24 protein-coding genes are annotated in these 23,856 nt (G+C 63.8%); 14 read left to right on the plus strand and 10 right to left on the minus strand.

Annotated elements, in window-relative coordinates; translation table 11 throughout:
- Positions 1 to 9 precede the first annotated feature (9 nt).
- The 10 genes from ehuA to NKJ11_RS16195 all read left to right on the plus strand — a co-directional run bounded on the left by ehuA (position 10) and on the right by NKJ11_RS16195 (position 9,503).
- Positions 10 to 795: an ectoine/hydroxyectoine ABC transporter ATP-binding protein EhuA gene (ehuA, locus tag NKJ11_RS16150; RefSeq protein WP_023809049.1), complete on the plus strand. Its 786-nt coding sequence runs from the start codon at positions 10 to 12 to the stop codon at positions 793 to 795.
- An 87-nt stretch (positions 796 to 882) separates the two neighbouring features.
- On the plus strand, positions 883 to 1,734 hold the full coding sequence (gene ehuB, locus NKJ11_RS16155; protein WP_023809048.1) for an ectoine/hydroxyectoine ABC transporter substrate-binding protein EhuB: 852 nt from the start codon (positions 883 to 885) through the stop codon (positions 1,732 to 1,734).
- A 172-nt stretch (positions 1,735 to 1,906) separates the two neighbouring features.
- Positions 1,907 to 2,566: an ectoine/hydroxyectoine ABC transporter permease subunit EhuC gene (ehuC, locus tag NKJ11_RS16160; protein ID WP_023809047.1), complete on the plus strand. Its 660-nt coding sequence runs from the start codon at positions 1,907 to 1,909 to the stop codon at positions 2,564 to 2,566.
- Positions 2,567 to 2,600: 34 nt separating this feature from the next.
- Positions 2,601 to 3,260, plus strand: a complete 660-nt coding sequence (gene ehuD, locus NKJ11_RS16165) for an ectoine/hydroxyectoine ABC transporter permease subunit EhuD (protein ID WP_352440712.1) — start codon at positions 2,601 to 2,603, stop codon at positions 3,258 to 3,260.
- 3 nt (positions 3,261 to 3,263) lie between these two features.
- Entirely contained in the window at positions 3,264 to 4,040 is a 777-nt protein-coding gene (gene eutA / locus NKJ11_RS16170; RefSeq protein ID WP_352761289.1) for an ectoine utilization protein EutA, read from the plus strand.
- Between the two features lie 186 nt (positions 4,041 to 4,226).
- Positions 4,227 to 5,219: a hydroxyectoine utilization dehydratase EutB gene (gene eutB, locus NKJ11_RS16175; protein WP_352628363.1), complete on the plus strand. Its 993-nt coding sequence runs from the start codon at positions 4,227 to 4,229 to the stop codon at positions 5,217 to 5,219.
- Between the two features lie 232 nt (positions 5,220 to 5,451).
- Positions 5,452 to 6,444 (plus strand): ectoine utilization protein EutC, encoded by a 993-nt coding sequence (gene eutC, locus NKJ11_RS16180; protein ID WP_352440709.1) that lies wholly within the window; start codon positions 5,452 to 5,454, stop codon positions 6,442 to 6,444.
- A 151-nt stretch (positions 6,445 to 6,595) separates the two neighbouring features.
- Positions 6,596 to 7,774, plus strand: a complete 1,179-nt coding sequence (gene doeA / locus NKJ11_RS16185) for an ectoine hydrolase DoeA (RefSeq protein ID WP_023809042.1) — start codon at positions 6,596 to 6,598, stop codon at positions 7,772 to 7,774.
- Positions 7,775 to 7,779: 5 nt separating this feature from the next.
- Complete coding sequence (gene doeB, locus NKJ11_RS16190; protein WP_023809041.1) at positions 7,780 to 8,778, plus strand: N(2)-acetyl-L-2,4-diaminobutanoate deacetylase DoeB; 999 nt, start codon at positions 7,780 to 7,782, stop codon at positions 8,776 to 8,778.
- A 404-nt stretch (positions 8,779 to 9,182) separates the two neighbouring features.
- Positions 9,183 to 9,503, plus strand: a complete 321-nt coding sequence (locus tag NKJ11_RS16195) for a hypothetical protein (RefSeq protein WP_245273059.1) — start codon at positions 9,183 to 9,185, stop codon at positions 9,501 to 9,503.
- Between the two features lie 53 nt (positions 9,504 to 9,556).
- Here the strand turns inward: NKJ11_RS16195 and NKJ11_RS16200 are convergent, their stop codons facing one another.
- The 3 genes from NKJ11_RS16200 to NKJ11_RS16210 all read right to left on the minus strand — a co-directional run bounded on the left by NKJ11_RS16200 (position 9,557) and on the right by NKJ11_RS16210 (position 13,351).
- The gene (locus tag NKJ11_RS16200; RefSeq protein ID WP_352440708.1) at positions 9,557 to 10,675 is read right to left on the minus strand and encodes a DmpA family aminopeptidase; all 1,119 of its coding nucleotides are present in this window, start codon (positions 10,673 to 10,675) and stop codon (positions 9,557 to 9,559) included.
- Between the two features lie 4 nt (positions 10,676 to 10,679).
- Positions 10,680 to 12,311: an exodeoxyribonuclease VII large subunit gene (xseA, locus tag NKJ11_RS16205; protein WP_352440707.1), complete on the minus strand. Its 1,632-nt coding sequence runs from the start codon at positions 12,309 to 12,311 to the stop codon at positions 10,680 to 10,682.
- An 83-nt stretch (positions 12,312 to 12,394) separates the two neighbouring features.
- Positions 12,395 to 13,351: a LysR substrate-binding domain-containing protein gene (locus tag NKJ11_RS16210; protein WP_027035580.1), complete on the minus strand. Its 957-nt coding sequence runs from the start codon at positions 13,349 to 13,351 to the stop codon at positions 12,395 to 12,397.
- A gap of 178 nt (positions 13,352 to 13,529) precedes the next feature.
- On the opposite strand from NKJ11_RS16210, the gene NKJ11_RS16215 reads away from it, so the two are divergent.
- Positions 13,530 to 13,820, plus strand: a complete 291-nt coding sequence (locus tag NKJ11_RS16215; RefSeq protein ID WP_127254768.1) for a DUF1127 domain-containing protein — start codon at positions 13,530 to 13,532, stop codon at positions 13,818 to 13,820.
- A 157-nt stretch (positions 13,821 to 13,977) separates the two neighbouring features.
- On the opposite strand, the gene NKJ11_RS16220 is transcribed toward NKJ11_RS16215, so the two are convergent.
- From NKJ11_RS16220 to NKJ11_RS16235, 4 genes are all read right to left on the minus strand, one after another.
- Complete coding sequence (locus tag NKJ11_RS16220; protein ID WP_352793765.1) at positions 13,978 to 15,027, minus strand: DUF937 domain-containing protein; 1,050 nt, start codon at positions 15,025 to 15,027, stop codon at positions 13,978 to 13,980.
- Between the two features lie 100 nt (positions 15,028 to 15,127).
- Positions 15,128 to 16,501 carry a glutamate--cysteine ligase gene (locus NKJ11_RS16225; protein WP_352440705.1) on the minus strand — a complete coding sequence of 458 codons (1,374 nt, stop codon included), beginning with the start codon at positions 16,499 to 16,501 and terminating at the stop codon, positions 15,128 to 15,130.
- Between the two features lie 244 nt (positions 16,502 to 16,745).
- Complete coding sequence (locus NKJ11_RS16230) at positions 16,746 to 17,480, minus strand: 16S rRNA (uracil(1498)-N(3))-methyltransferase (RefSeq protein ID WP_352440704.1); 735 nt, start codon at positions 17,478 to 17,480, stop codon at positions 16,746 to 16,748.
- 31 nt (positions 17,481 to 17,511) lie between these two features.
- Positions 17,512 to 18,159 (minus strand): hypothetical protein, encoded by a 648-nt coding sequence (locus NKJ11_RS16235; RefSeq protein ID WP_352610037.1) that lies wholly within the window; start codon positions 18,157 to 18,159, stop codon positions 17,512 to 17,514.
- Positions 18,160 to 18,247: 88 nt separating this feature from the next.
- On the opposite strand from NKJ11_RS16235, the gene NKJ11_RS16240 reads away from it, so the two are divergent.
- The gene (locus NKJ11_RS16240) at positions 18,248 to 18,946 is read left to right on the plus strand and encodes a type 1 glutamine amidotransferase (RefSeq protein ID WP_127292765.1); all 699 of its coding nucleotides are present in this window, start codon (positions 18,248 to 18,250) and stop codon (positions 18,944 to 18,946) included.
- 292 nt (positions 18,947 to 19,238) lie between these two features.
- Complete coding sequence (locus tag NKJ11_RS16245; RefSeq protein ID WP_013893872.1) at positions 19,239 to 19,370, plus strand: hypothetical protein; 132 nt, start codon at positions 19,239 to 19,241, stop codon at positions 19,368 to 19,370.
- 39 nt (positions 19,371 to 19,409) lie between these two features.
- Here the strand turns inward: NKJ11_RS16245 and NKJ11_RS16250 are convergent, their stop codons facing one another.
- Genes NKJ11_RS16250 through NKJ11_RS16260 form a run of 3 tightly spaced genes read right to left on the minus strand, consistent with a single transcriptional unit; the run spans position 19,410 to position 22,178 of the window.
- Positions 19,410 to 20,183, minus strand: coding sequence for a metallophosphoesterase family protein (locus NKJ11_RS16250; protein ID WP_023809031.1), 774 nt, complete (start codon positions 20,181 to 20,183; stop codon positions 19,410 to 19,412).
- Positions 20,184 to 20,210: 27 nt separating this feature from the next.
- Positions 20,211 to 21,356, minus strand: a complete 1,146-nt coding sequence (locus NKJ11_RS16255; protein ID WP_352610038.1) for an alpha-hydroxy acid oxidase — start codon at positions 21,354 to 21,356, stop codon at positions 20,211 to 20,213.
- An 18-nt stretch (positions 21,357 to 21,374) separates the two neighbouring features.
- Positions 21,375 to 22,178, minus strand: a complete 804-nt coding sequence (locus NKJ11_RS16260) for a FadR/GntR family transcriptional regulator (protein ID WP_352610039.1) — start codon at positions 22,176 to 22,178, stop codon at positions 21,375 to 21,377.
- A 203-nt stretch (positions 22,179 to 22,381) separates the two neighbouring features.
- Here NKJ11_RS16260 and NKJ11_RS16265 point away from each other — a divergent pair, with 203 nt between their 5' ends.
- A complete protein-coding gene (locus NKJ11_RS16265) occupies positions 22,382 to 23,704 on the plus strand; it encodes a DUF3422 family protein (protein ID WP_023809028.1) in 1,323 nt (440 codons plus the stop codon).
- The last annotated feature ends 152 nt before the right edge of the window (positions 23,705 to 23,856 follow it).

Raw genomic sequence — 23,856 nt, forward strand, 5'->3', positions numbered from 1 at the left:
GGAACTGCAGTGCCCACGCCCATCATCAAGATCGACGCCATTTCAAAAAGCTTCGGCACTTTCAAAGTGCTGGACGGCCTGTCGATGCAGGTCATGCCTGGCGAAAAGCTGGCACTGATCGGCCCGTCGGGCTCGGGCAAGACGACAATCCTGCGCATCCTGATGACGCTGGAGCGCATCGATGGCGGTCATATCCAGATCGACGGTGAGCAGCTCTATCACATGGAACGCAACGGCCAGTTGCTGCCCGCCGATGAGCGACACCTGACAAGGATGCGCCAGAAGATCGGCATGGTCTTCCAGCTGTTCAACCTGTTTCCGCACAAATGCGTCATGGACAATGTCACGCTGGCGCCGATGCTGACCAAGGGCACGCCGCGTGCGGCCGCCGAAAAGCGGGCGATGGAACTGCTCGAGATGGTCGGCATGGCCGACAAGGCGAAAAGCATGCCGGCACAGCTTTCCGGCGGGCAGAAGCAGCGCGTGGCGATCGCCCGGGCGCTGGCGCTGTCGCCAAAGATCATGCTGTTCGACGAGGTGACGTCGGCGCTCGATCCGGAGCTGGTCGAGGAGGTGATGAACGTCATGCGCAAGCTTGCCGCCGAGACCGACATGACCATGCTGCTGGTCACCCACGAGATGGGCTTTGCCCATGATTTCGCCGACCGGGTGCTGTTCTTCGATCGTGGCAGGATCGTCGAGGAGGGCAAGCCCGACGAGATTTTCCGCAATCCCAAGCAGGAGCGCACGCAAGGCTTCCTGAAGAAGATCATCGCGGCCGGACATCGCGTCTGACCGCAATGCCCAAGGCGACGAAGTCGTCCCGAGGTGGCGAGAGCCGCCTCGTAACAAAGCAAGACAAGAAACAAGGAGTTGGGAACAATGAAAAAACTTGGCATTCTGGCTGGCGTCGCCAGCCTTGCGTTGGCGGCGGTGCTGGCCGCCTCGAACGTGGGTTCGGCCGATGACAGCAAGCTCGAACAGCTCAAGGCGCAAGGTTTCGCCCGCCTCGCCATCGCCAACGAGCCGCCCTATACGGCGGTCGCCGCCGACGGCAAGGTTTCGGGTGCCGCGCCTGATGTGGCCCGCGAGATATTCAAGCGGCTCGGCGTCGCCGACGTCGCCGCTTCGATCTCCGAATATGGCGCCATGATCCCTGGCCTGCAGGCCGGTCGCTTCGATGTCGTCACCGCCGGCCTGTTCATGAAGCCGGAACGCTGCGCCGCCGTCGTCTATTCCGAGCCGGTGCTTTGCGATGCCGAGGCGATGTTGGTGAAGAAGGGCAATCCGAAGGGCTTCAAGAGCTATGAGGATGTCGCCAAGGATACGACTGCGACCATCGGTGCGCCGGGCGGCGGCACTGAGGAGAAGCTCGCCCTCAATGCCGGCGTGCCACGCGATCGCGTCATCGTCGTGCCGGATGGCCAGAGCGGCGTGAAGATGCTTCAGGATGGCCGCATCGACGCTTATTCGCTGCCCGTCCTGTCGATCAATGATCTGGTCAAGAAGGCCAACGATCCGAACCTCGAAGTCATCGCTCCGGTGCAGGGCGCACCGGTCTATTGCGACGGCGCCGCCTTCAAGAAGGGCGACGAGGCACTGCGCGACGCCTTCGACGTAGAACTGGCCAAGATGAAGAAATCAGGCGAGTTCGCCAAGATCATCGAGCCCTACGGCTTCTCGGCGGCGGCCGCGATGTCGACCAGCCGCGACAAGCTCTGCGCGGCGAAGTGAAGTAAGGAAGACCCCTTCATCCGGCCCTTCGGGCCACCTTCTCCCGGCTGGGGAGAAGAGGCTGGCGCCGACGCTGGTGGTCTCCTCTCCCCGCCGGGGAGAGGTCGGCCGAGCGTAGCGGAGGCCGGGTGAGGGGGCTTCGACCAAACGTCCAGGTGGAACAGTACATTAGATGACCCAGTGGTCCGGCTATTTCGGCCTGATATTGCAGGGAGCGCTTGTCACCATCGAGCTGACGCTGATGGGGTCGGTGCTTGCGCTGTTCATGGCCTTTCTTGCCGGAATGGGGCGGCTGTCGCGTTTCTTCGTGCTGCGCGCGCTGGCTACCGCCTACATCGAATTCTTCCGCGGCACCTCGATCTTCGTGCAGTTGTTCTGGGCCTATTTCGTGCTGCCCTTCATCGGCATTTCGCTGACCCCGTTGCAGGCCGGCGTGCTGGCGCTCGGCCTCAATGTCGGCGCCTATGCCGCCGAAGTGGTGCGTGGCGCCATCCAGTCGATCGGCCGCGAACAGTATGAGGCCTGCACAGCGCTCAATCTCGGCCGCTGGCAAGGCATGCGCCACATCATCCTGCCGCAGGCGCTGCTGGTGATGCTGCCGACTTTTGGCAACAATGCCATCGAATTGCTCAAGGCGACCGCCGTGGTGTCGCTGATCTCGCTCACCGACCTGACCTTCCAGGCGCAGGTGGTGCGCGCCCAGACCGGCAACACCCTGGTGCCGTTCACCACCATCCTGATCATCTATTTCGTCCTCGCCCTGCTCATCTCGTGGGGCGTGCGCTCGCTGGAACGACGCATGGCGCGCGGCCTCGATGGGGTGCGTGCCTGATGGCCAATTCCCTTCTGACAAATTGGGCTTGCTGATGGAGTGGGATTGGAACTTCGTCTGGGAAATCATGCCGACGCTGATCCAGGGGGTGAAGATCACCATCCTGGCGACGCTGCTCGGCTCGGTGCTGGCGGCGATCGTCGGGCTTGGCATTGCGCTTGCGCGCCGCTCGCCCAACAAAGCGCTGTCGCGCACGGTCGGCTTCCTCGCAGAGTTCATCCGCGGCACGCCATTGCTGGTGCAGCTCTATTTCATTTTCTACGTGCTGCCCGACATCGGCATCCTGCTGCCGCCGCTGGTCGCCGGTGTCATCGGGCTCGGGCTGCACTACGGCACCTACACGGCGGAAGTTTATCGCGCCGGCATCGACAATGTGCCGCGCGGCCAGTGGGAAGCGGCCAAGGCGTGCAATCTGAGCGCCACGCAGACCTGGACCAACATCATCATTCCGCAGGCTATCCCGCCGATGATACCGGCGCTCGCCAATTACTTCATCGCCATGTTCAAGGAAACGCCGCTGCTGTCGGCAATCACCGTGCTGGAACTGATGAACCAGGCCAAAAGCGTCGCCAACACCTACTATCGCTATATCGAGCCGATCACCCTGGTCGGTGCTTTCTTCCTGGTCATCAGTCTGTTTTCGGTCGTGCTGCTGCGCTGGCTGGAACGCCGCTACGGCAAGATCGAGAGGTAGCCGATGAAACCCTTGCCCGAGATCAAGGTCTACCCGAAACGGTCGGCGCTGGATGCGCGCCCGCTGGAGCGGCGCGTCGGCCTGATTATCCTGGCCACCGACCATACCAGCGAACCGGATTTCCGCCGCATGGTGGCGGGCGAGCGGGTCGGCGTCTATGTCGCGCGCATTCCCTATGCCAACCCGACGACGCCTGAAAACCTGCGCAAGATGCAGCCGGCGCTGACGGCGGGCGCGGCCCTGATCCTGCCGGACGAGAAGCTCGATGCCATCTGCTATTCCTGCACTTCGGCCTCGGTGGTGATCGGCGATGCCGAGATCGAGGCGGCGATCCAGGTCGCAAAGCCCGGCGTGCCGGTGGTCACACCGCCGGTGGCGGGCGTGCGCGGGCTGCGTGCTCTGGGCGCAAACAAGATCAGCATTCTCACTCCCTACACGGTCGAGACATCCAGGCCGATGGCCGCCTATTTCGCCGCGCGCGGCTTCGAGATCGTCAGCTTCACCTGCCTCGGCTTCGAGGACGACCGCGAGATGGCACGCATCGCACCGGCAACGCTTGTCGACCTGGCGCGTGAAGCGACCGACGCCAGCGCCGATGCGCTGTTCGTGTCGTGCACGGCGCTGCGTAGCGCCCTCGCGGTCACCGGCATGGAAAATTCTATTGGACGTCCCGTGGTGACCAGCAACCAGGCGACCGCCTGGAACTGCCTGAGATTGTGCGGGGATGAGGCGCCGCATCCTGAGTTCGGGCGGCTGATGACGTTGCCCTTGGTTCAGTAAGATTATGTCCAGTGTGAGCGAGCACCCCCCTCTGGCCTGCCGGCTATCTCCCCCTCAAGGGGGGAGATTGGCAGTTCATGCGTCACCGCTCTTCCTGCAACATCGACAATTGGCGAAGGTGTTGCAGCCGCTAATCTCCCCCCTTGAGGGGGAGATGGCCGGCAGGCCAGAGGGGGGCGTTTCGTGATGCCCGCCGTCATTCTCACCGACATCCGTACCGCCCGTGAGCGTATCGCTGGTAAAGTCGAGCGCACGCCAACCGTCTTGTCCCACAGCCTCTCGGAACAGTTCGGCGTCCCCGTTCACCTCAAGCTCGAGCATCGCCAGACCACCGGCAGCTTCAAGCTGCGTGGCGCCTCGAACGCCGTCGCCTCGTTGAACGCCGAACAGAAGGCGCGGGGCGTGGTCGCGGCCTCGACCGGCAATCACGGCCGCGCGCTGGCGCATGCGGCGAAGCTTGAGGGCATGCGCGCCGTAATCTGCATGTCGCGCCTGGTGCCCGGCAACAAGCTCGACGAGATCCGCCGGCTTGGCGCGGAAGTCCGCATCGTCGGCGACAGCCAGGACGATGCCCAGCAGGAGGTCGATCGGCTGGTGGCGCAAGAGGGGCTGGTTATGCTGCCGCCCTTCGACCATCCCGACATTATCGCCGGGCAAGGCACGCTCGGGCTTGAGATGATCGAGCAGGTCCCGGATGCCGCCCTCGTTCTGGCCCAGATCTCCGGCGGTGGGCTCGCATCAGGGGTTGCTACAGCCATCAAAGGCGTCAGCCCCCGGACAAAAGTCGTCGGTGTCTCGATGGCGCGTGGCGCGGCGATGAAGGCCAGCCTCGATGCGGGCCAGCCGGTGCTGGTGGAAGAATTGCCGACGCTGGCGGATTCGCTCGGTGGTGGCATCGGCCTCGACAACCGGCTGACCTTCGCCATGTGCCGCGACCTGCTCGACGATGTCGTCCTGCTCAGCGAAGACGAGATCGCCGCCGGCATCCGCCACGCCTATGCGCAGGAGCGCGAGATCGTCGAGGGCGCCGGCGCGGTCGGCATCGCCGCACTGCTCGCCGGCAAGATTACGGCGAACGGGCCGGTGGTTGTGCTTCTTTCTGGCCGAAACATTGATATGGAGCTGCATCGGAAAATCGTCTGCGGTGACACTTCGATAAATGCGGGTCGCGCCGGATGAAACGTCTTTCACGCCGAGTTTCTTCACACCCCCCTCTGTCCTGCCGGACATCTCCCCCGCAAGGGGGGAGATCGGCAGCTTCGATGCTGCCGCTTTTCTTGCGGCGTCTGAGATTGGCGAAGGCAAAGATGAAGTCCAATCTCCCCCCTTGCGGGGGAGATGTCCGGCAGGACAGAGGGGGGTGTGACAGAACGCTGTCCTTTGCAGAGCTTGCCACTCCGGAGCGCGCCGCATGAGCCGGATGACCATCCTTACCGAGAAAGAGTTGCGGGCGATCGTGACACTCGATCTCGATGCCGTCGCCTGCATTGAAAACGCTTTCCGCGCGCTCGCTACCCTGCCGGTGGCGATGCCGCCGATCCTGCGGCTCGACATTCCCGAGTACCACGGCGAGGTCGACGTGAAGACAGCCTATGTGCCGGGCATTGACGGCTTCGCCATCAAGATCAGCCCCGGCTTCTTCGACAATCCGAAGCTCGGCCTGCCCAGCGTCAACGGCATGATGGTGCTGCTTTCGGCCAAGACCGGCCTAGTCGAGGCGCTGTTGCTCGACAATGGCTATCTCACCGACGTCCGCACGGCTGCCGCCGGCGCCGTCGCCGCCAAACATCTGTCGCGGCAGGACTCGTCCGTTGCCGCGATCTTCGGCGCCGGCGTCCAGGCCGGATTGCAATTGGAATCCCTCATGCTGGTGCGGCCGATTGCCGAGGCGCGCATCTGGGCGCGCGATGCGGCAAAGGCCGAGGCGACCGCCGGAGCCCTGCGCGAAAAGATCGGCATCGTCGTGCGCGCTGAATCCGACGCGGCAAACGCGGTCGCCGGCGCCGACATCATCGTCACCACCACGCCTTCGACCGAGCCGCTGATCAAGGCGGGATTCGTTTCCGCCGGCCAGCACATCACCGCGATGGGTTCCGACGCCGAGCATAAGAACGAGATCGCGCCGGCAATCCTGCGCATGGCCGATCTCTATGTCGCCGACAGTGCCCGCCAGACAAGGCGGTTGGGTGAGCTGCACCATGCCATCGCGGCGGGCGTGATGGCCGCCGAGGAAGAGGTGACCGAACTCGGCCAGATCATCGCCGGCGAAAAACATGGCCGGCGCTCGGCCAGCGACATCACCATCGCCGACCTCACCGGCACTGGCGTCCAGGACACGGCGATCGCCACGCTCGCTCGAGATCGCGCGAGGGTGGCCAACTCCGGAACGATTTTCGAAAGCTGATGCTGGCCAAAGCGTGATCCGGAAAAGTGGGAACAGGTTTTCTCGGACAAACAGTTTCCGTTTTGTCCAGAGATCACTCTCAAACAAGAACGACGAGTTGGATTCAAAGCTGATACCGGCCGCAAGGCCCAACAAACGAGGACCAAGAACAATGCAACCGAACCTGAAGTTCTCGCGCGGCGAATTTGCGGATCGTCTCGCCAAAACGCGCAAAGCCATGGAGGTGAAGGGCGTCGATCTTCTTGTTATCAGCGATCCTTCCAATATGGCCTGGTTGACCGGCTATGATGGCTGGTCGTTCTATGTGCACCAGGCGGTTATCGTGCCGCCTTCGGGCGAGCCGGTCTGGTACGGCCGCGGCCAGGACGCCAACGGCGCCAAGCGCACCGCCTATCTCGCGCACGACAACATCGTCGGCTATGCCGACCACTATGTGCAGTCGACCGAGCGCCACCCGATGGATTTTTTGGCGAGCGTGCTTGCGGATCGCGGCTGGGGCAAGCTGACAGTCGGCGTCGAAATGGACAATTACTGGTTCTCGGCGGCCGCCTTCGCGTCGCTGCAGAAGCATTTGCCCAATGCCCGCTTTGTCGATGCCACCGCGCTGGTCAACTGGCAGCGTGCGGTGAAGAGCCCGACCGAGATCGACTATATGCGCAAGGCGGCCCGCATCGTCGAAGCGATGCACCAGCGCATCTTCGACAAGATCGAGGTCGGCATGCGCAAATGCGATCTCGTTGCCGAAATCTATGATGCCGGCACGCGCGGCGTCGACGGTATCGGCGGTGATTATCCGGCGATCGTGCCGCTGCTGCCGTCGGGTGCCGATGCCTCGGCGCCGCATCTGACCTGGGATGACAGACCGATGAAGCGGGGCGAGGGCACCTTCTTCGAGATTGCCGGCTGCTACAATCGCTATCACTGCCCGCTGTCGCGCACCGTCTTCCTCGGCAAGCCGACGCAGGAATTCCTCGATGCCGAGAAGGCGACGCTGGAAGGCATGGAAGCGGGGCTGGCCGCGGCGAAACCCGGCAACGCCTGCGAGGACATTGCCAACGCCTTCTTCGGTGTCCTCAAGCGATACGGCATCATCAAGGACAACCGCACCGGCTATTCGATCGGACTGTCCTATCCGCCGGACTGGGGCGAGCGCACGATGAGCCTGCGTCCCGGCGACCGCACCGAACTCAAGCCCGGCATGACCTTCCATTTCATGACCGGCCTGTGGCTGGAAACGATGGGACTGGAAATCACCGAGTCCATCCTGATCACCGAAACCGGTGTAGAGTGCCTGGCCAATGTGCCGCGTAAGCTGGCGGTGAAGGATTGAGCCCGATGTCCAGCACCCGCCCGTCGCCGATCGCGCCGACCGTCGATTTCGACCGCGACGGCATCCAGCACGGTTTCCTGCGCTTGCCCTACAGCCGCGACGATTCCGCGTGGGGCTCGGTGATGATCCCGATCTGCGTCATCCGCAACGGCAACGGGCCGGCAGCGCTGCTGACCGGGGGCAACCATGGCGATGAGTATGAGGGACCGCTGGCCCTTTACGATCTCGCCCGCACGCTCGACCCGAAAGATGTCAGCGGCACGGTGATCATCGTGCCGGCAATGAACTATCCGGCCTTCCGTGCCGGCAAGCGCACCTCGCCGATCGACAAGGGCAACATGAACCGCAGCTTTCCCGGCCGGCCGGACGGAACGGTGACCGAAAAGATCGCCGACTATTTCCAGCGTGAGCTGCTCCCCCGCGCCGACATCGTGTTCGACTTCCATTCCGGCGGCAAGACGCTGGACTTCGTGCCGTTCTGCGCCGCGCACACCTTGCCCGACAAGGCGCTGGAACAGAAAGCCTTCGACGCGGTCGCAGCCTTCGCCGCCCCGTTCTCGATGCGCATGATCGAAATCGACGCCATCGGCATGTATGACACGGCAGCCGAGGAGATGGGCAAGGTCTTCGTCAGCACCGAGCTTGGCGGCGGCGGCACGTCGCGCGCGCAAACCGTGCGGATCGCGCGGCACGGCATTCTCAACGTGCTGCGCCACGCCGGCATTGTCGCCGGTGCGGTGGAGAAGACCTCAACCCAGTGGTTGGATATGCCATCGGGCGATTGTTTCTCCTTCGCCGAAGATGACGGCATGATCGAAACCATGGTCGATCTCGGTGAACCCGTCGAAAAGGGCGCGGTGCTGGCGCGCATCCATTCCACCGGCCGCACCGGCATCGCCCCGCAGGAGATCCAGGCAAAAATGTCGGGCATGCTGGCGGCGCGGCATTTCCCCGGGCTGGTCAAGGCCGGCGACTGCGCGGCGGTGGTGGCTGTGCCCGTCTGAGCGATTCCGCCGAGGCTTGCTCCACCCCGTTCGCGTCCATCGTCACTTGCTCTTGGTCCGTTGCGGAGCCTTCGGCGCGGCGGAAAGAAGCAGCATGGCGAGCGGAGTCGACATTGCAGGAGGATGTCACTATATAGCGGCGGCTTCGACCCGCGCGCTCGAGGGCCACACCTCGAAGCAACTGTGAATGTGTAGTATGTTGCGCCATCTATTGTGACGGAAATCGGCTCGGAAACCGGAAAAAAGCAAATAGAAACAGTGGCGCAGCGCTGGGCGTGACCTAGCCAACGGTACCGACTCCTCCAGAATCAGAAAATGCTCTTGACCCCTCGATTTCCTATGGCTCTGTGGACCTTGGACGGCATTGGCTTGCCGGCCGACCGCGACTCGGCTGGAATGGGGACATGCATCCTTTGCGGGATGTCGACGTTTATGATTACCAACCGGCTTTGCCGCCAGGGAACAGCAGTATGAGTGAACACGCCATCGAATTCTTGCGGGGATGGATCGGCGAAAAGGTCCATTGCCAGTCCTCCCAGGCAAGGATCGACAAGCAGGCCGAAACCCTGGCCAAGGAGTGCGCCGCCGAGGCGGCCGAGGTCGGCATCCCGCTGGAGGACATCCAGGAAGAAGTCGGCGATATCCAGGAACTTATCGCATCCCGGCTTGAGGAAGCCGCCGAGGCCGAGGAAAGCCAGCAGCCCCCCGGAAAAGCCGCGGAATGATCGCATAGCGGCGACGTTGTTCCAGCGCGGGCTTCTGGCCCGCGTTTTTGTCTTCAGCCAAACTTCTCCTTCAGCCACGCCTTCGGCAGCGCCGGCACGAAATTTCCGTCGCGTCCGGTCATATCGTCGTTGGCAACCACCGCGTTGAGGATTGCTTCCTCCACGGTCTGGATCACCGCATCGAAAAACGGATCGATATCGGTGTCCGGAATAAAATTGGCGCTGGCGATGCGGCCGGAGGGCGCCAGCGCTGCGCTCGCATTGGCGGTTGAGAAGGCGATAAAAATGTCGCCTGAGCTGTGATAGCCGAAGCCGCCGGTCATGGCGACGCCGAGCGGCACCCGGCGGGCCAGCCGCTTCATCTGATGCGGCAGGAACGGTGCGTCGGTGGCGACGACGGCAATGATCGAGCCCTTTTCAGCACGCGGTGTGCCTTCGCGGACCGCCGGCTCGACGAGTTCCGGCCCGACGCGCAGGCCGCGAATGGTGATATTGCGCCGTTTTCCAAAATTAGACTGCACGAAGGCGCCGACGGTGTAGGCACGGCCGTGCCATTCGACGATGCGCGATGCGGTGCCGGAGCCGGCCTTGAAGCCGAAAGTGATCATGCCGGTACCGCCGCCGACGCTGCCTTCCTCGATCGGTCCGCCGGCGGCGCCGTCGAGGGCCTGCGCAACATGCGCTGACGTCAAATGGTGACCGTTGATGTCGTTGAGGAAGCCGTCATAGGTCTCCGCCGCCACCGGCAGCCCCCAGCCGCTGTCGAGCGCTGCCGGCAGCACGCTTTGCATCCAGCGCAGCGTGCCGTCGCGTGAAACACCGCAGGAATGCGTGTTGGTGATGGTGATCGGGAAGTTGAAAGCCCCGGTTTCCTCGACGATGTGCGAGCCGGTCAGTTCGCCGTTTCCGTTCTGGCTGAAGATGCCGGCGAAGACCGGCGTGGCGAGGTCGGCGAGCGGCCTGGGCAGGATCGCGGTCACGCCGGTGCGCACTGGTCCCCCGCCGACGACAAGCGCGCCATCGCCCGAGATCAGCGTCGCATAGCCGACAGCCACGCCGGGCACGTCGGTGATCGCATTGAACGGTCCGGGCCGCCCGTCGAAGCCGATGCCGAAATTCCGCGCGCGCGGTTTGCCTGAGGGCGTTGTCAGATGATGCGGATTGTCGGTCATGGTGTCAGAACAGGGATCCCTGATTGCCAGGCTCTTTGGCCTTGGCCGCCGGCTTGGCCACGGCTTTCGGTTTTGCCGTGCCGCTGATCGCCACCGCATCGGCGGTGCCGTCGGCGAACTCGAGCGAAAGCGCCATTCCCGACGCCACATCGGCAGCCTGCTTGATCACCGCGCCATCCGCATCCCTCACCAGCGCAAAGCCGCGCGCCAGGACGGCCTTGTGCGACAGTGTTGCCATCAGCCTGTCGGCCTGGACGACGCGGCCGCGCAGGCGCTCCAGCCTGAGCACCACTGCTTGCGTGCCGCGTCTTGTCAAAGCTGTCAGCAAATCCCTCTGCACGCGTTGCCGCCGTGCCGTCGGCTCGATCGTGATGCGGCCTTGCAGCATGGTCAATTGCTGCTTGTGCCGCTGCAGCGATGCCCTGGCACATTTTGGCAATTGATCCGCCGCTCGGTTAAGCTCCGCACGCCGGGCTCTTGCCAACGTTCGCAATGCCCCTTGTGCTCGCAAAAGATTGCGTTCGTTGGTGCGCCGCGCCTCGGCAATGCGCTGCGACAGCATTGCCGGTGTCAGCTTTACGGCAAAAAACCTTGCACGCTTACGTTCGGTGGAGACCAACAGGCCCCGGCCGAGCCTGGATGTCGCCTCATCGAGGCGTCGGCGCGGCAGCGCCAGCAATTGGTCGGGCGAAGGCAGTGCGCGGGCCGCCGCACGAGCAGCCTGCCGTTTGCGCTCGAAATTGCGCAGGACCGCCGCTTTCAGCCGCGCACCGAGGCTGGCAAGCGTTGCTTCAAGGTCCGCCTTCACCGGCACAGCGATTTCGGCCGCACCCGTCGGCGTCGGCGCCCGCACATCGGCAACGAGGTCGATCAGCGTCCAGTCGGTCTCGTGGCCGACAGCCGAGATCACCGGAATGCCGGAAGCGGCAACCGCGCGGGCGAGCGCCTCGTCGTTGAAGCCCCAGAGGTCTTCGAGGCTGCCGCCGCCACGCGCCACGATCAACAGATCGGGACGCTGGATGGCGCCATCCCATGCCAGCGCGTTGAAGCCGTTGACCGCAGCAGTCACTTCCGCGCCTGACATCTCGCCCTGAACACGCACCGGCCAGACCAGGATGTGCAGCGGAAAGCGGTCCTTGATGCGGTGGATGATGTCTCGGATGACGGATCCTGTCGGCGAGGTGACGACGCCGATGATGCGCGGCATGAATGGCAGCAACCGCTTGCGGCCGGCATCGAACAGCCCCTCGGCCTGTAGCCGCCGCTTGCGCTCCTCCAGCAGCGCCATCAGCGCGCCGGCGCCGGCAGGCTCCAGATTGTCGATGACGATCTGGTAGTTGGACTTGCCGGGATAGGTGGTGAGCTTACCGGTGGCGATCACCTCCATGCCCTCTTCGGGACGGAATTTCAGCCGGCTCATCGTGCCTTTCCACACCACGGCGTCGAGCCGGGCGCGGTCGTCCTTCAGCGCGAAATAGGCATGACCTGAGGAATGCGGCCCGCGATAGCCTGATATTTCGCCACGCACCCGCACATTGCCGAAAACGTCCTCGACCGTGCGCTTCAGCGCGCCGGAAATCTCGCTCACCGTATATTCGGCGGCGTTGGTGCGTGATTCGGATGCTGCTTCGCTCATCGGCCGATTGGGGAACGGTTGGGCGCCCGCGTCAAGGCGGTTGCGTCGGGCCAGCCGTTCATAACCCGCATACCTGACCCTGCCTACCAGCCGGGCAGAATCTGGTTCGGCTTGGTTCGCCGCAGCTTGGTGAAGGCGAGTGCTGCGAAATCGAATGTCCCGGGGTCTTCGCCGACCGGGACGGAGATATTGTCCAGGCTTTCCGAAATATGGCGGGCGAGCGCATCGACGATCTCCGGCCGCGACGTCTGGCCGCGCATGATACCGATGCGGCAATCGGGCAGGGCGCCGAAGCCGTCGGCTTCGCTCAGCACCCGCATGCCGGGCCGCAGCGCGCATTCCGGCAGCACCGAGATCGCCAGCCCGGAAAGCACCGCGGCGGTGATGACGGTGGCCGAGAAACTGGTGAACAGGATGCGATAGTCGCGGTTCTGCTGGTCGAGCACATCGACGGCGGCGCGCCGCCAGATGCAGTTCGGCCGGCCAAAGGCCATCGGCAGCGTTTCCTGCTCATGCGTCGCATGGTTGGCCGAGGTGACCCACAGCAGCGGTTCGCGCCGCACCACCTCCGACTGGCCGCGTACGTCGTTGTGAGTCACCAGCGCGAGGTCGAGATTGCCGCGCTTGATATGCTCGACCAGCCCCGGCGTCGGCTCGCAGATGACGGTCAGTTCGACGCGCGGATTGGAGCGCGTGAACCGCGCCATGATCTCGGGCAGGAAACGATCGGCATAGTCGTCGGGCGTGCCGATGCGGATCGTGCCTTCGAGCCGCCGGTCATCGAAGGCAGCCAGCGTCTCACGGTTGAGATAGAGCAGCCGCCGCGCATAGGAGAGCAGCTTGTCGCCTTCCTCGGTCAGCCTGTTGGTGCGCCCGTCCTTTTCGAACAGCGGCTTGCCGAGCCGCTCCTCCAGACGGCGCATCTGCATCGAAACCGCCGACTGGGTCCGGTGCACCTCTTCGGCCGCCCTGGTGAAGCTGCCGGTATCGGCGATCGAGATGAAGGTCTGCAATTGATCGAGATCGAGCGGCGATTTCATCGACATGATCCATCACTAGTGTTGATGGTAAAGATTAGAAACATTCGTTGGATTAATCAATCACTCGATGGCAAATTGGTATTGTCCACATGAAGGCATGTGAATCGAAGCCGGAACGGCCGCTGTCGCCAGCGCCGATTGCAAGGCTTTGCCCGTTCGAGTCTGAAGGAGACCGACAATGACCACGTTCGATTTCGCCACCGAGACCTCGCGCATCACCTCGCGTCCGGCCGTTGCGACTCGCGTGGCCAACACCGTCTCCAACATCTATCGCGCCTGGAAAAACCGCCGCGCCTTTTATCGCCTTGGCGAGATGTCGGACGCCGAACTCGCCGATATCGGCCTGACGCGCGCCGACCTGCACGTCGCCATCGACGTGCCGTTTGGCCGCGACCCGACGGCGATGCTGCGCGAAATCGCCAGCGATCGCGTCGAAACGATCGAGGACATCGCCCGCAAGGTGGCCTGATCTGTTGCTTGTTGTTTAGGTCGTGAACCTTTTCGGGGTTCGACGCGACTGACGAGTATGCAGGCTCCCACTCCCTGCCGGATCCCCCCGGCCCGCCTGCACTCTGCCCGGTCCTCCCAGGACCGGGCTTTTCTCTTTCTACCTCAGCGAAGACCGCCTACCGCCGATCCATATCCCGCTTGAACTGGTCGAAGATCGTCTCCACGCCCTTCTGGTAGTCGTCACGCTGCTGGGCGCCGGTCTCGAACATCTTGCCGAACAGGTCGTCGAACGGATTCGTTGGCCTGCCGCTCGGATTGGCCTGTGGCTGCGGTGCCTGACGCTGCTGTGGGGGCGCTTGAGGCTGTTGCGGCGCCGGCTGTCCGCCAGGGATGCCGCCTAAGCCACCGCCACCTTGCCGCAGCATCTCCTCGAAGATTTTCCCCAGCGGATTGTCTCCGTAGGGGCTCTGTGTCTGCTGAGGCTGCGGCTGCGTCCGCCCTTGCGGCTGCGGCTGAGGCGCGCCACCGCCGAACATGTCCTGCAGCACCTTGCCGAGCGGATTGTCGCCGTAGGGATTAGGCTGCGGCTGCGGCTGGCTTTGCGGCTGTGGCTGAGGCGCACCGCCGCCGAACATGTCCTGCAACACCTTGCCGAGCGGATTGTCGATTGGATTCTGGGGCTGCGGCGCCTGGCGCGGCTGCGGCGCCGGGGCCTGCATGGCGCCGCCTTGGCGCATCATCTGCTCGATGATCTCGCCGAGCGGATTGTTGCCGCCGCCGCCAAAACCGCCGGCGGCCTGCATCTGATTTGTCGTCTGCTTGAACAGCCCGCCCATGACCATCGAGGCGATCGCCGGCAGCATCTGCTGCAGGATCTGCTGATTGACGCCGCTGGCTTGCGCCGCCTGGCTGGCCACGGCGCGAGACAGGTCTTTCGAGCCGAACAGGTGCCCGAGAATGCCGTTGCCCTCATCCACGCCTTGCGGCGAGAAGGCCCGGGTTGCGTCCTCGAAATACTTGGCGTGCTGGCCGCGGGCCATCGCCGTCATGAAGGCGCCGAGCCCGTAAGGGTCGGCGGTGTTGCGCTGCAGCCCTTGCGAAAAGGCCGGCAGCAACGCGGCGACCGCCGCTTGCGTCTGCTGCATCGAGAGCCCGTATTGCTGGGCAAGGGCCTGCATGCCGTTGCCGTTCTGGGCCTGCGTCAGCATGTCGAACAAGGAAGGCATTGGTCTCTCCTCCGGAAATCCTCGCCGAAGAAGCCTAGTTTGTTTCCACTTCCGATTGAAGCGACTTTTGCCGGCCGGTCAGCTTTGCCAAATCCGAGGGTTAATAGGCGTATTCCATGAAAACCGGCTCGATCGAGCCGCCCCAGCGCGTGTGGTAGGCCGATAGCATCTCCTCGGCGCTGGTGGTGCCGCGCGCCACGACTTCGTCCAACGTGTTGAGGAAGGAGGTCTCGTCGTAGCCGTCGCGGTTCTTCTTGCCACGGTTCTTCAGGCCCATGCGGGAAATGACCATCACGTCACGCGCGATCTCGCGCAGCGTGGTGTTGCGGAACGGTGCGGAAATGCCTTGTTCCGGCACGGCGTTGCGCATCGCCAGCGTTTCTTCATACGTCCAGCTCGAGGTCAGCGCCTCGGCGGCATCGAGTGCGGCCTCATCATAAAGCAATCCGACCCAGAAGGCCGGCAGCGCGCAGATGCGCCGCCATGGCCCGCCATCGGCGCCGCGCATCTCGAGGAAGCGCTTCAGCCGCACGTCCGGGAACAGCGTTGACAGATGGTTCGCCCAGTCGCCCATTGTCGGCAGCCCGTCCGGCACTGCATTGCGCGCGGCCCCGGCCATGAACTGGCGGAAGGTGATGTGGGTCATGTCGTGATAGCGGTCGTCCCGGATGACGAAATACATCGGCACGTCGAGCGCCCATTCGACATAGTCGGCAAAGCCGAAATCGGGCGAGAAGCAGAATTCGAGCAGGCCCGAGCGCTGGTTGTCGGTGTCGCGCCAGATGTCGCCGCGCCAGCTCTGCAAGCCGTTCGGGTGGCTTTCGGTGAAAGGCGAATTGGCGAACAATGCCGTCGACAGCGGCTGCAGCTTCAACGACACTTGCATCTTGCGGCGCATGTCGGCCTCGCTCTCGAAGTCGAGATTCACCTGGATCGTGCAGGTGCGGTACATCATGTCGAGGCCCTTGGTACCAACCTTGGGCATGTAGCGCGTCATGATCTCGTAGCGCGATTTCGGCATTTTCGGCGTCTCGGCCAGCGACCATTTCGGACTGCCGCCGAGGCCGAGGAAGCGGATGCCCATCGGCTCGGCGATCTCGCGCACCTGCGCCAGATGGGCGTTGCCCTCCCGGCAGGTCTGGTGGATCGTCTCCAGCGGTGCGCCGGAAAGCTCGAACTGGCCGCCGGGTTCCAGCGAAATCGCACCCTGACCGGTCGGTTCGACCAGGCCAATGATGCGGCCGTCATCGACGATCGGATCCCAGCCGAGCTTTGACTGCATGCCTTCGAGAATGGCGCGGATGCCGCGCTCGCCGCCATAGGGGACCGGTGCATTGCCGTCGACATAGAAGGGGAATTTCTCGTGCTCGGTGCCGATGCGCCATTTGTCGCGCGGCTTGTTGCCTTCGGCCAGATGCTCGACGAGTTCGTCGACACCTTCGATCGGGCGGAAATCGGTCGTATCGCGCGCCATTATGAACCCTCTGCACATGACCCCGAAAATCGGCTTTCGACTTTCGCTGGGGATCATGTGCCCCAATGGAATGCTACAGTGTCCTTTGCACGTCCGAAAGGCGGCGGGCGCTGTAGGACGATCGGACGATCGCCGGCGCTAAATGGACGAAATGTCAGCAGACGATCAAGCGAAAAATCCTGAGCCACAGGTCAACAGGAATTGAACGTGGCAGCGCTGCCCATTCCTTGCAAGAGGCGAGGTCTTACCAGTCTCCGACTGTCGCCTGCATCACCGCGAGCGCGGCCACCGCCGCCGTATCGGCGCGCAGGATACGCGGGCCGAGCGGAATGGCGGTGACGAAGGGCAGGGCGCGCAGCATCTTGCGCTCGTCGTCGGAAAAGCCACCCTCCGGCCCGACCAGCAGCCCAAGCTTCTTTTCCTTGACCGCCTGCAGCGCGGCCAGCGGATTGTTGGTCGAAGCATCCTCATCGCAGAAGATCAGCCGTCGCCCTGTGTCCCAGCCGATCAGCAGGCGGTCGAATTTTTCGGCTTCGTGCACCTGAGGTACCGCCAAGATGCCGCATTGTTCGGCGGCTTCGACGACATTGGCGCGCAGGCGATCGATCGACGGCTTGGCCACTTGCGTGTGCTGGGTGATGACCGGCTGCAGGATGCCGGCGCCCATCTCGACCGCCTTCTGCACGAGATAGTCGAGCCGGCCCTGCTTCAGTGGCGCAAAGCAGTAGACGAGATCGGGCAGCGGCGGCTGCGGCCGCTGCAGCGCCGACACCTTCAGCCGCACCGCCCTTTTCGTCTTCGCCGCGATGGCCGCCGACCACTCGCCGTCGCGGCCATTGAACACCAGGATTTCGGCGCCTTCGCCAAGCCGCAGCACATGCCGGAGATAGTGGCTCTGCTGTTGGCCGGCGTCGAACTCTACATCCGGCGCGAGATCGTCGGGCACGAACAGACGTTGCATCTTGTAATTGGCGCGCATCGCCGAGGAATGAGCGAGCCGGCTGCCGGCGTCAAGCCTCGGCGGTCGGATGCCACACCGGCCGAAAGCCATGCCCCAGCACGGCGAGCGTTGTGGCCGGCGTCAGCAGCGAGAGTGTCTTGCCGTTGAGCAAGCCGAAATCGCCGGGATGCCCATATCCGGCAAACGACCAGCGCAGCGTTTTGCCCCGACGCAAAGCATAAACCGTGGCGCCATCCGCGACCATGGCGCCGTCCGGCAGGCCGGCAAGGTCTTCAACCGCAACCACTGGCGGCCTGCCGCCCGAGGCCAGCCGCTCCTTGTGCAGCCGCCTGTCGACCATCGGCGCACGCGGTTCGGCAATGCCGAAGGCGTCGCCGAAGCGGCTGACGAAATCCCTGGCCCGTTCGCGCTGGCAAAAGAAGCAGGGGCGATGCCCGCCAGCCAATGCAGTCACCTCGTCGAGGAAGAACAGCTCGGTCCAGCCCACTTTGCCGCCCTTCCGGTTGCGGCCCATCGGTTCGCGCCGCACATTGCGGAATTGGCGGACGCAGATGATCCAGGCCGGAAGCGCCCAGCGCTTCTTCTTGAGCGTCTTCGTCTCGGGATCGTGGATGATGCCGCGATTGCCGGTGAACAGGCCGCGATCAGGCACGGCGTGGATGGTACCGAACGGATCGACCCGGTTCTGCAGTGGCATAGTTTTCTCTCCGGACACGCATCTTGGCTGCAATGCGAGCGGCATGATATCGCTCGTCGCATCTTTTTCATGTCAGTAGGGTTTTGTGATGCGGGTGCTGGTGGTCCAGAACTACGACAATACCGGCCTTGGCCAGGTCGGCGCAGCACTTGCGGAAGCGGGTGCCGATCTCGACCTGCGTCTCCCTTACAGGGGCGATCCCCTGCCGGATGACGCCGCCGGGCATGATGCCATGGTGGTGCTCGGCGGGGGCCAGAATGCGCTGGCCGACGATGAGTACCCCTATTTCCCGGCACTGCTCGAACTGACCCGCGACTTTGCCGACAAGGATCGCGCCGTGCTCGGCATCTGCCTCGGCAGCCAGCTCGTCGCCCGTGCCTTCGGCGGCGAAAACCGCATCGGCGGCGCCAATGAGTTCGGTTGGCGCGGCGTATCGCTGACGGCGGACGCCAAGGCCGATCCGGTGCTGGGCGCGCTGCCGGAGAAATTCCCGATCTTCCAGTGGCATGACGACACCTTCGTGCTGCCCGAGGCCGCCGTGCGGCTCGCCGGCAACGATGTCGCCGAGAACCAGGCGTTTCGCGTCGGCCGCGCCGTCTATGGCTTCCAGTTCCATTTCGAGGCCGACCGGCCGATGGTCAAGGACTGGAGCACATCCTTTGCCCCGACCATCGCCGCCCGCCATCCCGACTGGGCCGGCAAGCTCGATGGCGAAATGGCCCGCAACGGACCCGATGCGGATGCCGCGGGTCTGGCCATTGCCCGCGCCTGGGTAGCGACCATCTGAGCGTTGGTCTCTCTGCACCCTCCAGCGTGACATAATTGGCACGCGGCGGTGAAACCGCCTGGGGAAAACCGTTTCATTCTTGGCTTGTGTCCGCCCGCCATCCTAGAAGGCGCGCGCTCTGCATCTTCTGTGCAACGGCTATGAACCTTTGTGTGACCCGCGCGACACACCGTTGATACAGAACATGCCTAGAAGCGCAAAATCGTCGAAACTTTGAAGCGAATTCTCCGTTTCAACGCATTGGTAACCGCCTGGTGCACAGATGCAGAAAGCTCAACAAGAGATGACCTCCGTGAAAGCAGCGCTTCTGTCCTTTGCCATGTTGTCCGCCATCGTGCTGTGCGGTCTCGGCATCTATGCCGCCGACGCAGCCAACAACCACAACGCCGTAGACGGTTACGGCGTCACCGCCTCGCTGCGCTAAAGGCGGGAAGCGTCTTTCGCGTCTTCCGACGCGCGACGCTCAAGCTTCCTTGATCGTCATTGTCAGGATGCGTTTGTCCGCGCCGTCGACGACGAGCGCGCTCAGCATGCCTGACTGCCAGGCAAGCGTGTCGATATTGACGCGGTTGGCCATCACTTCCGCCTCCGGCACCGGGGTGTGGCCGTGCACCACGATCTTCGGATAAAGGTCGGTGTGGTTGTGGAAGACGTCGCGGATCCAGATCAGGTCCTGTGGGTTTTGCTTCTCCAGAGGATTACCCGGCCTGATGCCGGCATGACAGAAGAAGAAGTCCCCGAAAATCGCGGAGAACGGCAGTGATCGCAGGAAGTCGATGTGGCTTTGCGGCACGGCCTCGACCAGGGCCTGATGTCCTTTGCGCACGGCCGATTCGGCCTTGCCGAACCACACGCTTGTGCCTTCACTGATCGCCACGCCGTAAGACTGTGCCGTCTGGATGCCGCCGAACCGGATGAAAAGCCCTTCCGGGTCAGGGGTCTTGAGAAAGTCGAGAAAACCGATGTCGTGGTTGCCGGCCAGCATCAGGTGACGAGGGTCGCGCTCTTGCGCTTCGATCAGGAAATCGATGACGCCCTTCGAGTCCGGCCCGCGGTCGACATAGTCGCCAAGATGGATGATGCGCCAGTCGGCAGGCGCCTCCTGCTCGATCTCAGCCCTGATGCGCAGATGCATAGCGGCCAGCAGGTCGAGCCGGCCGTGGACGTCGCCGATCGCATAGAGACGCATGCCGTCCGGCCCATGCGCGTCGAGAAAATGGATGCCGGGTTCTGCCAATTTTTCGGTGTCTCCGTGGTCAGGCGGTCACGGGACCTGGCGCCGGAGCTGGTCCTTGCCCATGTCGGTGACAAGACGCTTTCCGCACAGCGCCAGCGTGATGTCCATCTCCTTGCGGATGATTTCCAACGCTTTGGTAACCCCTTCCTTGCCAAGCGCACCCAGGCCGTAAAGAAATGGCCGGCCGATATAGGTTCCCTTGGCACCGAGGCAAAGCGCCTTCAGCACATCCTGGCCGGAGCGGATGCCGCCATCCATATGCACTTCGATCGTGTCGCCGACCGCGTCGGCAATCTCTTCCAGCACGCCGATCGACGACGACGCACCATCGAGCTGGCGCCCGCCATGGTTGGAAACGATGATCGCGTCGGCGCCGGTCTTGGCCGCCATCAGCGCGTCCTCCTTGTCGAGAATGCCCTTGAGAATCAGCTTGCCGCCCCAGCGCTCCTTGATCCAGGCGACGTCCTTCCACGACAGATGCGGGTCGAACTGCTCCGTCGTCCACGATGCCAGCGAGGCCATGTTGCCGACGCCCTTGGCGTGGCCGACAATGTTGCGGAAGGTTCGCCGCTTCGTGCCGGCCATGGCGGCGCACCAGTGCGGGCGGATGGCCATGTCGACGATGTTCGTCAGCGTCAGCTTGGGTGGCGCCGAAAGCCCGTTGCGGATGTCCTTGTGGCGCTGACCGAGAATCTGCAGGTCGAGCGTCAGCACGAGCGCCGAGCATTTCGCCGCCTTTGCCCTGTCGATCAGGTTGAGCACGAAATCCTTGTCACGCAGCACATAGAGCTGAAACCAGAACGGCTTCATGGTTACTGAGGCGACATCCTCGATCGAGCAGATGCTCATCGTCGACAAGGTAAACGGCACGCCGAATTCCTCCGCCGCCTGAGCCGCCAGCATCTCGCCATTGGCGTGCTGCATGCCGGTCATGCCGGTTGGCGCCAATGCCACCGGCATCGACACTTTTTCGCCGATCATCGTCGACGCCAGCGAACGGTTGTCCATGTCGACGAGCACGCGCTGGCGGAATTTGATCTTCTGGAAATCCTCTTCGTTGGCCCGATACGTGCCTTCGGTCCACGAACCGGAATCGGCATAGTCGAAGAACATCTTCGGCACGCGCCGGCGGGCGAGGTCCTTGAGGTCGGCGATGGTCAGGATCTGGCTCATGGGTTCCCGTCTCGATAGCTAGGAGCGTTTGCGTGCTGGTTCTGTATCGGTGGCGTCGATGCGCTGTTTCAACCTCAGTCGCGAGACGCGCTGCCAGTCGCCGCTGCGCTCGGCCTCAGCCATCGACCGTTCGACATAGGTGATGTGGTCCATCGCCGCTTGCCGGGCAGCATCCGGGTCGCCGGCCTTCACCGCCGCATGGATCGCGCGGTGCTGCGCGAGCAGGGCGTCGCGCGCGCCGGGCACGCTGAACACCAGCAGCCGGTTCTGGAACACGCCCTCCGACAACAGCCGGTAACAGGAGCGCAGCGTGTGCAAAAGGATGATGTTGTGCGCGCATTCGCAGATCGCGTGGTGGAACTCGACATCGATCTCGGCTTCGTCGTCGAAGTCGCCGGTCCGGTGCGCATCGTCCATGCGTGCCATGATCTTGTCGAGCAGCGCCATGTCGTCCGCAGTGGCGCGCCGTGCCGCGTATTCAGCCGCGACCCCTTCGATCTCGCGGCGGTATTCCAGATAATCGGTCACTGCCTTGCGGTGCATCGAGATCAGGTCCGTCACCGGCTTGGTGAAAAGCTGGCCGATGACATCGGCGACATGCGTGCCGCCGCCGGGCCTTGTCGTCAAAAGGCCGCGTCCTTCCAGTGCCTTCAGGGCGTCACGCAGGATCGGCCGGGATACGTCGAACTGGCGTGCAAGCTCGCGCTCGCCCGGCAGCCGGTCGCCGGTGCGCAGCACGCCTTCGAGGATGAGGCTCTCGATCTGCTGCACCACCTCGTCGGCGGTGCGCGAATGCTCGATCCTGGAAAAAATGTCGCTCAACAGAATGCCTGGAAGGTGAACCGGTGTCGCAGAATAGAGCCTGCCTCGCCAACTGGTCAAATTATTTATCCAATTGATAAAAGCGCGCCGATTTCCGCCCGATGCCATCATCTTCGGCTAACTTTGCTGTTTGCGTCGTCAGGCCATTGGCACTAGAGGGACGCGAGTGCAAGAGGGCTCAAGGAAGCCCCGGGGAACAAGCCGTGTCAGACGACCCGTCCGATCTCGAATTCCAGCCGCGCGCCAAGGGCAGCGTCATGGGCTTTCCTGCGCATGAGGGCCGGCCCGGCGCACTCGGCGAGGTTCATGCCCGGCCGCATCCGCTGATCGAAAAGCCACGCGTCCTGATGCAACTCGCCTTCATGACGGAGGGTGGCTCGGGCGTCGACCATGCGGTGCTTTCCGAATTGTCGCGGCGCCTCGGCATCGCCGCGCCCGACCGCCAGGCCCGCCACCATGCCATGAAATGGGGCAAGGGCTCGCTGCGCTGGGAGCGGCACACCGAATTCTCGACCTATTTGTGGGAAGGGCCGCTTTCCGAAAGCGGCAGGACGCCGGAGGACTCCCCGTTCGGCAACGGGTTCTCGCCGCCGGGAACCTGCATCTCCGGCATCAGGCTCGAAATCCGCAAATGGACGCAAGCGAGCGAGCAACTGATAGCCGGTTTCGACCCGACCAGCCTGTGCTACTCGCTGGTCGAGCGCGGAAACGCCGCCATCGTCACCGATTTTCGCCAGGATGGCGATGGCCTGACGCGCATGCTGCTGCTCGATCGCGGTTTGACCCCGGCGCGCACCGGCGCGTTGTCGCAGCGGCTTATCGACATCGAAACCTATCGGACGCTGGCCATGCTCGGCCTGCCGCTGGCGTTGACCTTGTCCGGCCGCGCCCGCCGCATCGAAGACCGGCTGGCGCAGACCACGCTGGAGATGAAGGTCGCCGGGACACGCGACAGCCAGACCTTGCTGGCCGATCTGACCGAACTTGCGGCGGAGCTGGAGGCGGACGCGGCATCGAGCCTTTACCGCTTCGGCGCCAGCCGCGCTTATGACGGCATCGTCGGCGAACGGCTGGAGGCGCTCGAGGAAGAGGCTGTGCCCGGTTATGACACATGGCGCGGGTTCCTGCAGCGCCGTGTGGCACCCGCAATGCGCACCTGCCGCTCGGTCGAGGAGCGGCAGGAAAATCTGTCGCGAAAACTGACCCGCGCCACGACGCTGCTGCGCACCTGGGTCGATGTCGAGGTCGAGAAGCAGAACCGCGACCTGCTTGCCTCGATGAACAACCGCGCCCGCCTGCAACTGCGCCTGCAGCAGACCGTCGAGGGGCTCTCGGTCGCCGCCGTCTCCTATTATGTGGTCGGCCTTGTCGGCTATGTCGCCAAGGGCGCCTCGATCTTCGGCCATGCCTTCGCGCCGGAGATCGTTACCGCTGCTTCGGTGCCTGTCGCCATCCTGCTGGTCTGGTGGGGCGTACGCCGCGTGCGCCGGATGCATTCCGAGCCCGGCAAGCCGCCCGGCGAATAGATCTGCTCACCCTCCCCCTTGTGGGGAGGGTCGGCTCATGATCGCAGCGAAGCGAAGATCGTGAGAAGGGGGGGGGGGGCGCGGTGAGAGCCCCGCGGGGGGCGGCCCCCCCCCCGCCCGCCGCGGGGCCGCCGCCCGCCGCGGCGGAGAGC

It is taken from the genome of Mesorhizobium sp. M0243, assembly GCF_040321775.1.
Classification (GTDB): domain Bacteria; phylum Pseudomonadota; class Alphaproteobacteria; order Rhizobiales; family Rhizobiaceae; genus Mesorhizobium.

What these genes read in the sequence shown, in the direction of transcription:
- NKJ11_RS16255 (WP_352610038.1), bottom strand. Translation starts at nt 21,356, where the DNA reads ATGAGCCAGATCCTGACCATCGCCGACCTCAAGGACCTCGCCCGCCGG.
- xseA (WP_352440707.1), bottom strand. Translation starts at nt 12,311, where the DNA reads ATGAGCGAAGCAGCATCCGAATCACGCACCAACGCCGCCGAATATACG.
- NKJ11_RS16240 (WP_127292765.1), top strand. Translation starts at nt 18,248, where the DNA reads ATGCGGGTGCTGGTGGTCCAGAACTACGACAATACCGGCCTTGGCCAG.
- ehuD (WP_352440712.1), top strand. Translation starts at nt 2,601, where the DNA reads ATGGAGTGGGATTGGAACTTCGTCTGGGAAATCATGCCGACGCTGATC.
- NKJ11_RS16215 (WP_127254768.1), top strand. Translation starts at nt 13,530, where the DNA reads ATGACCACGTTCGATTTCGCCACCGAGACCTCGCGCATCACCTCGCGT.
- eutB (WP_352628363.1), top strand. Translation starts at nt 4,227, where the DNA reads ATGCCCGCCGTCATTCTCACCGACATCCGTACCGCCCGTGAGCGTATC.
- eutC (WP_352440709.1), top strand. Translation starts at nt 5,452, where the DNA reads ATGAGCCGGATGACCATCCTTACCGAGAAAGAGTTGCGGGCGATCGTG.
- NKJ11_RS16230 (WP_352440704.1), bottom strand. Translation starts at nt 17,480, where the DNA reads ATGCGCGCCAATTACAAGATGCAACGTCTGTTCGTGCCCGACGATCTC.
- doeA (WP_023809042.1), top strand. Translation starts at nt 6,596, where the DNA reads ATGCAACCGAACCTGAAGTTCTCGCGCGGCGAATTTGCGGATCGTCTC.
- NKJ11_RS16195 (WP_245273059.1), top strand. Translation starts at nt 9,183, where the DNA reads ATGCATCCTTTGCGGGATGTCGACGTTTATGATTACCAACCGGCTTTG.
- doeB (WP_023809041.1), top strand. Translation starts at nt 7,780, where the DNA reads ATGTCCAGCACCCGCCCGTCGCCGATCGCGCCGACCGTCGATTTCGAC.
- eutA (WP_352761289.1), top strand. Translation starts at nt 3,264, where the DNA reads ATGAAACCCTTGCCCGAGATCAAGGTCTACCCGAAACGGTCGGCGCTG.
- ehuB (WP_023809048.1), top strand. Translation starts at nt 883, where the DNA reads ATGAAAAAACTTGGCATTCTGGCTGGCGTCGCCAGCCTTGCGTTGGCG.
- ehuC (WP_023809047.1), top strand. Translation starts at nt 1,907, where the DNA reads ATGACCCAGTGGTCCGGCTATTTCGGCCTGATATTGCAGGGAGCGCTT.
- NKJ11_RS16225 (WP_352440705.1), bottom strand. Translation starts at nt 16,501, where the DNA reads ATGGCGCGCGATACGACCGATTTCCGCCCGATCGAAGGTGTCGACGAA.
- NKJ11_RS16235 (WP_352610037.1), bottom strand. Translation starts at nt 18,159, where the DNA reads ATGCCACTGCAGAACCGGGTCGATCCGTTCGGTACCATCCACGCCGTG.
- NKJ11_RS16200 (WP_352440708.1), bottom strand. Translation starts at nt 10,675, where the DNA reads ATGACCGACAATCCGCATCATCTGACAACGCCCTCAGGCAAACCGCGC.
- NKJ11_RS16210 (WP_027035580.1), bottom strand. Translation starts at nt 13,351, where the DNA reads ATGAAATCGCCGCTCGATCTCGATCAATTGCAGACCTTCATCTCGATC.
- NKJ11_RS16220 (WP_352793765.1), bottom strand. Translation starts at nt 15,027, where the DNA reads ATGCCTTCCTTGTTCGACATGCTGACGCAGGCCCAGAACGGCAACGGC.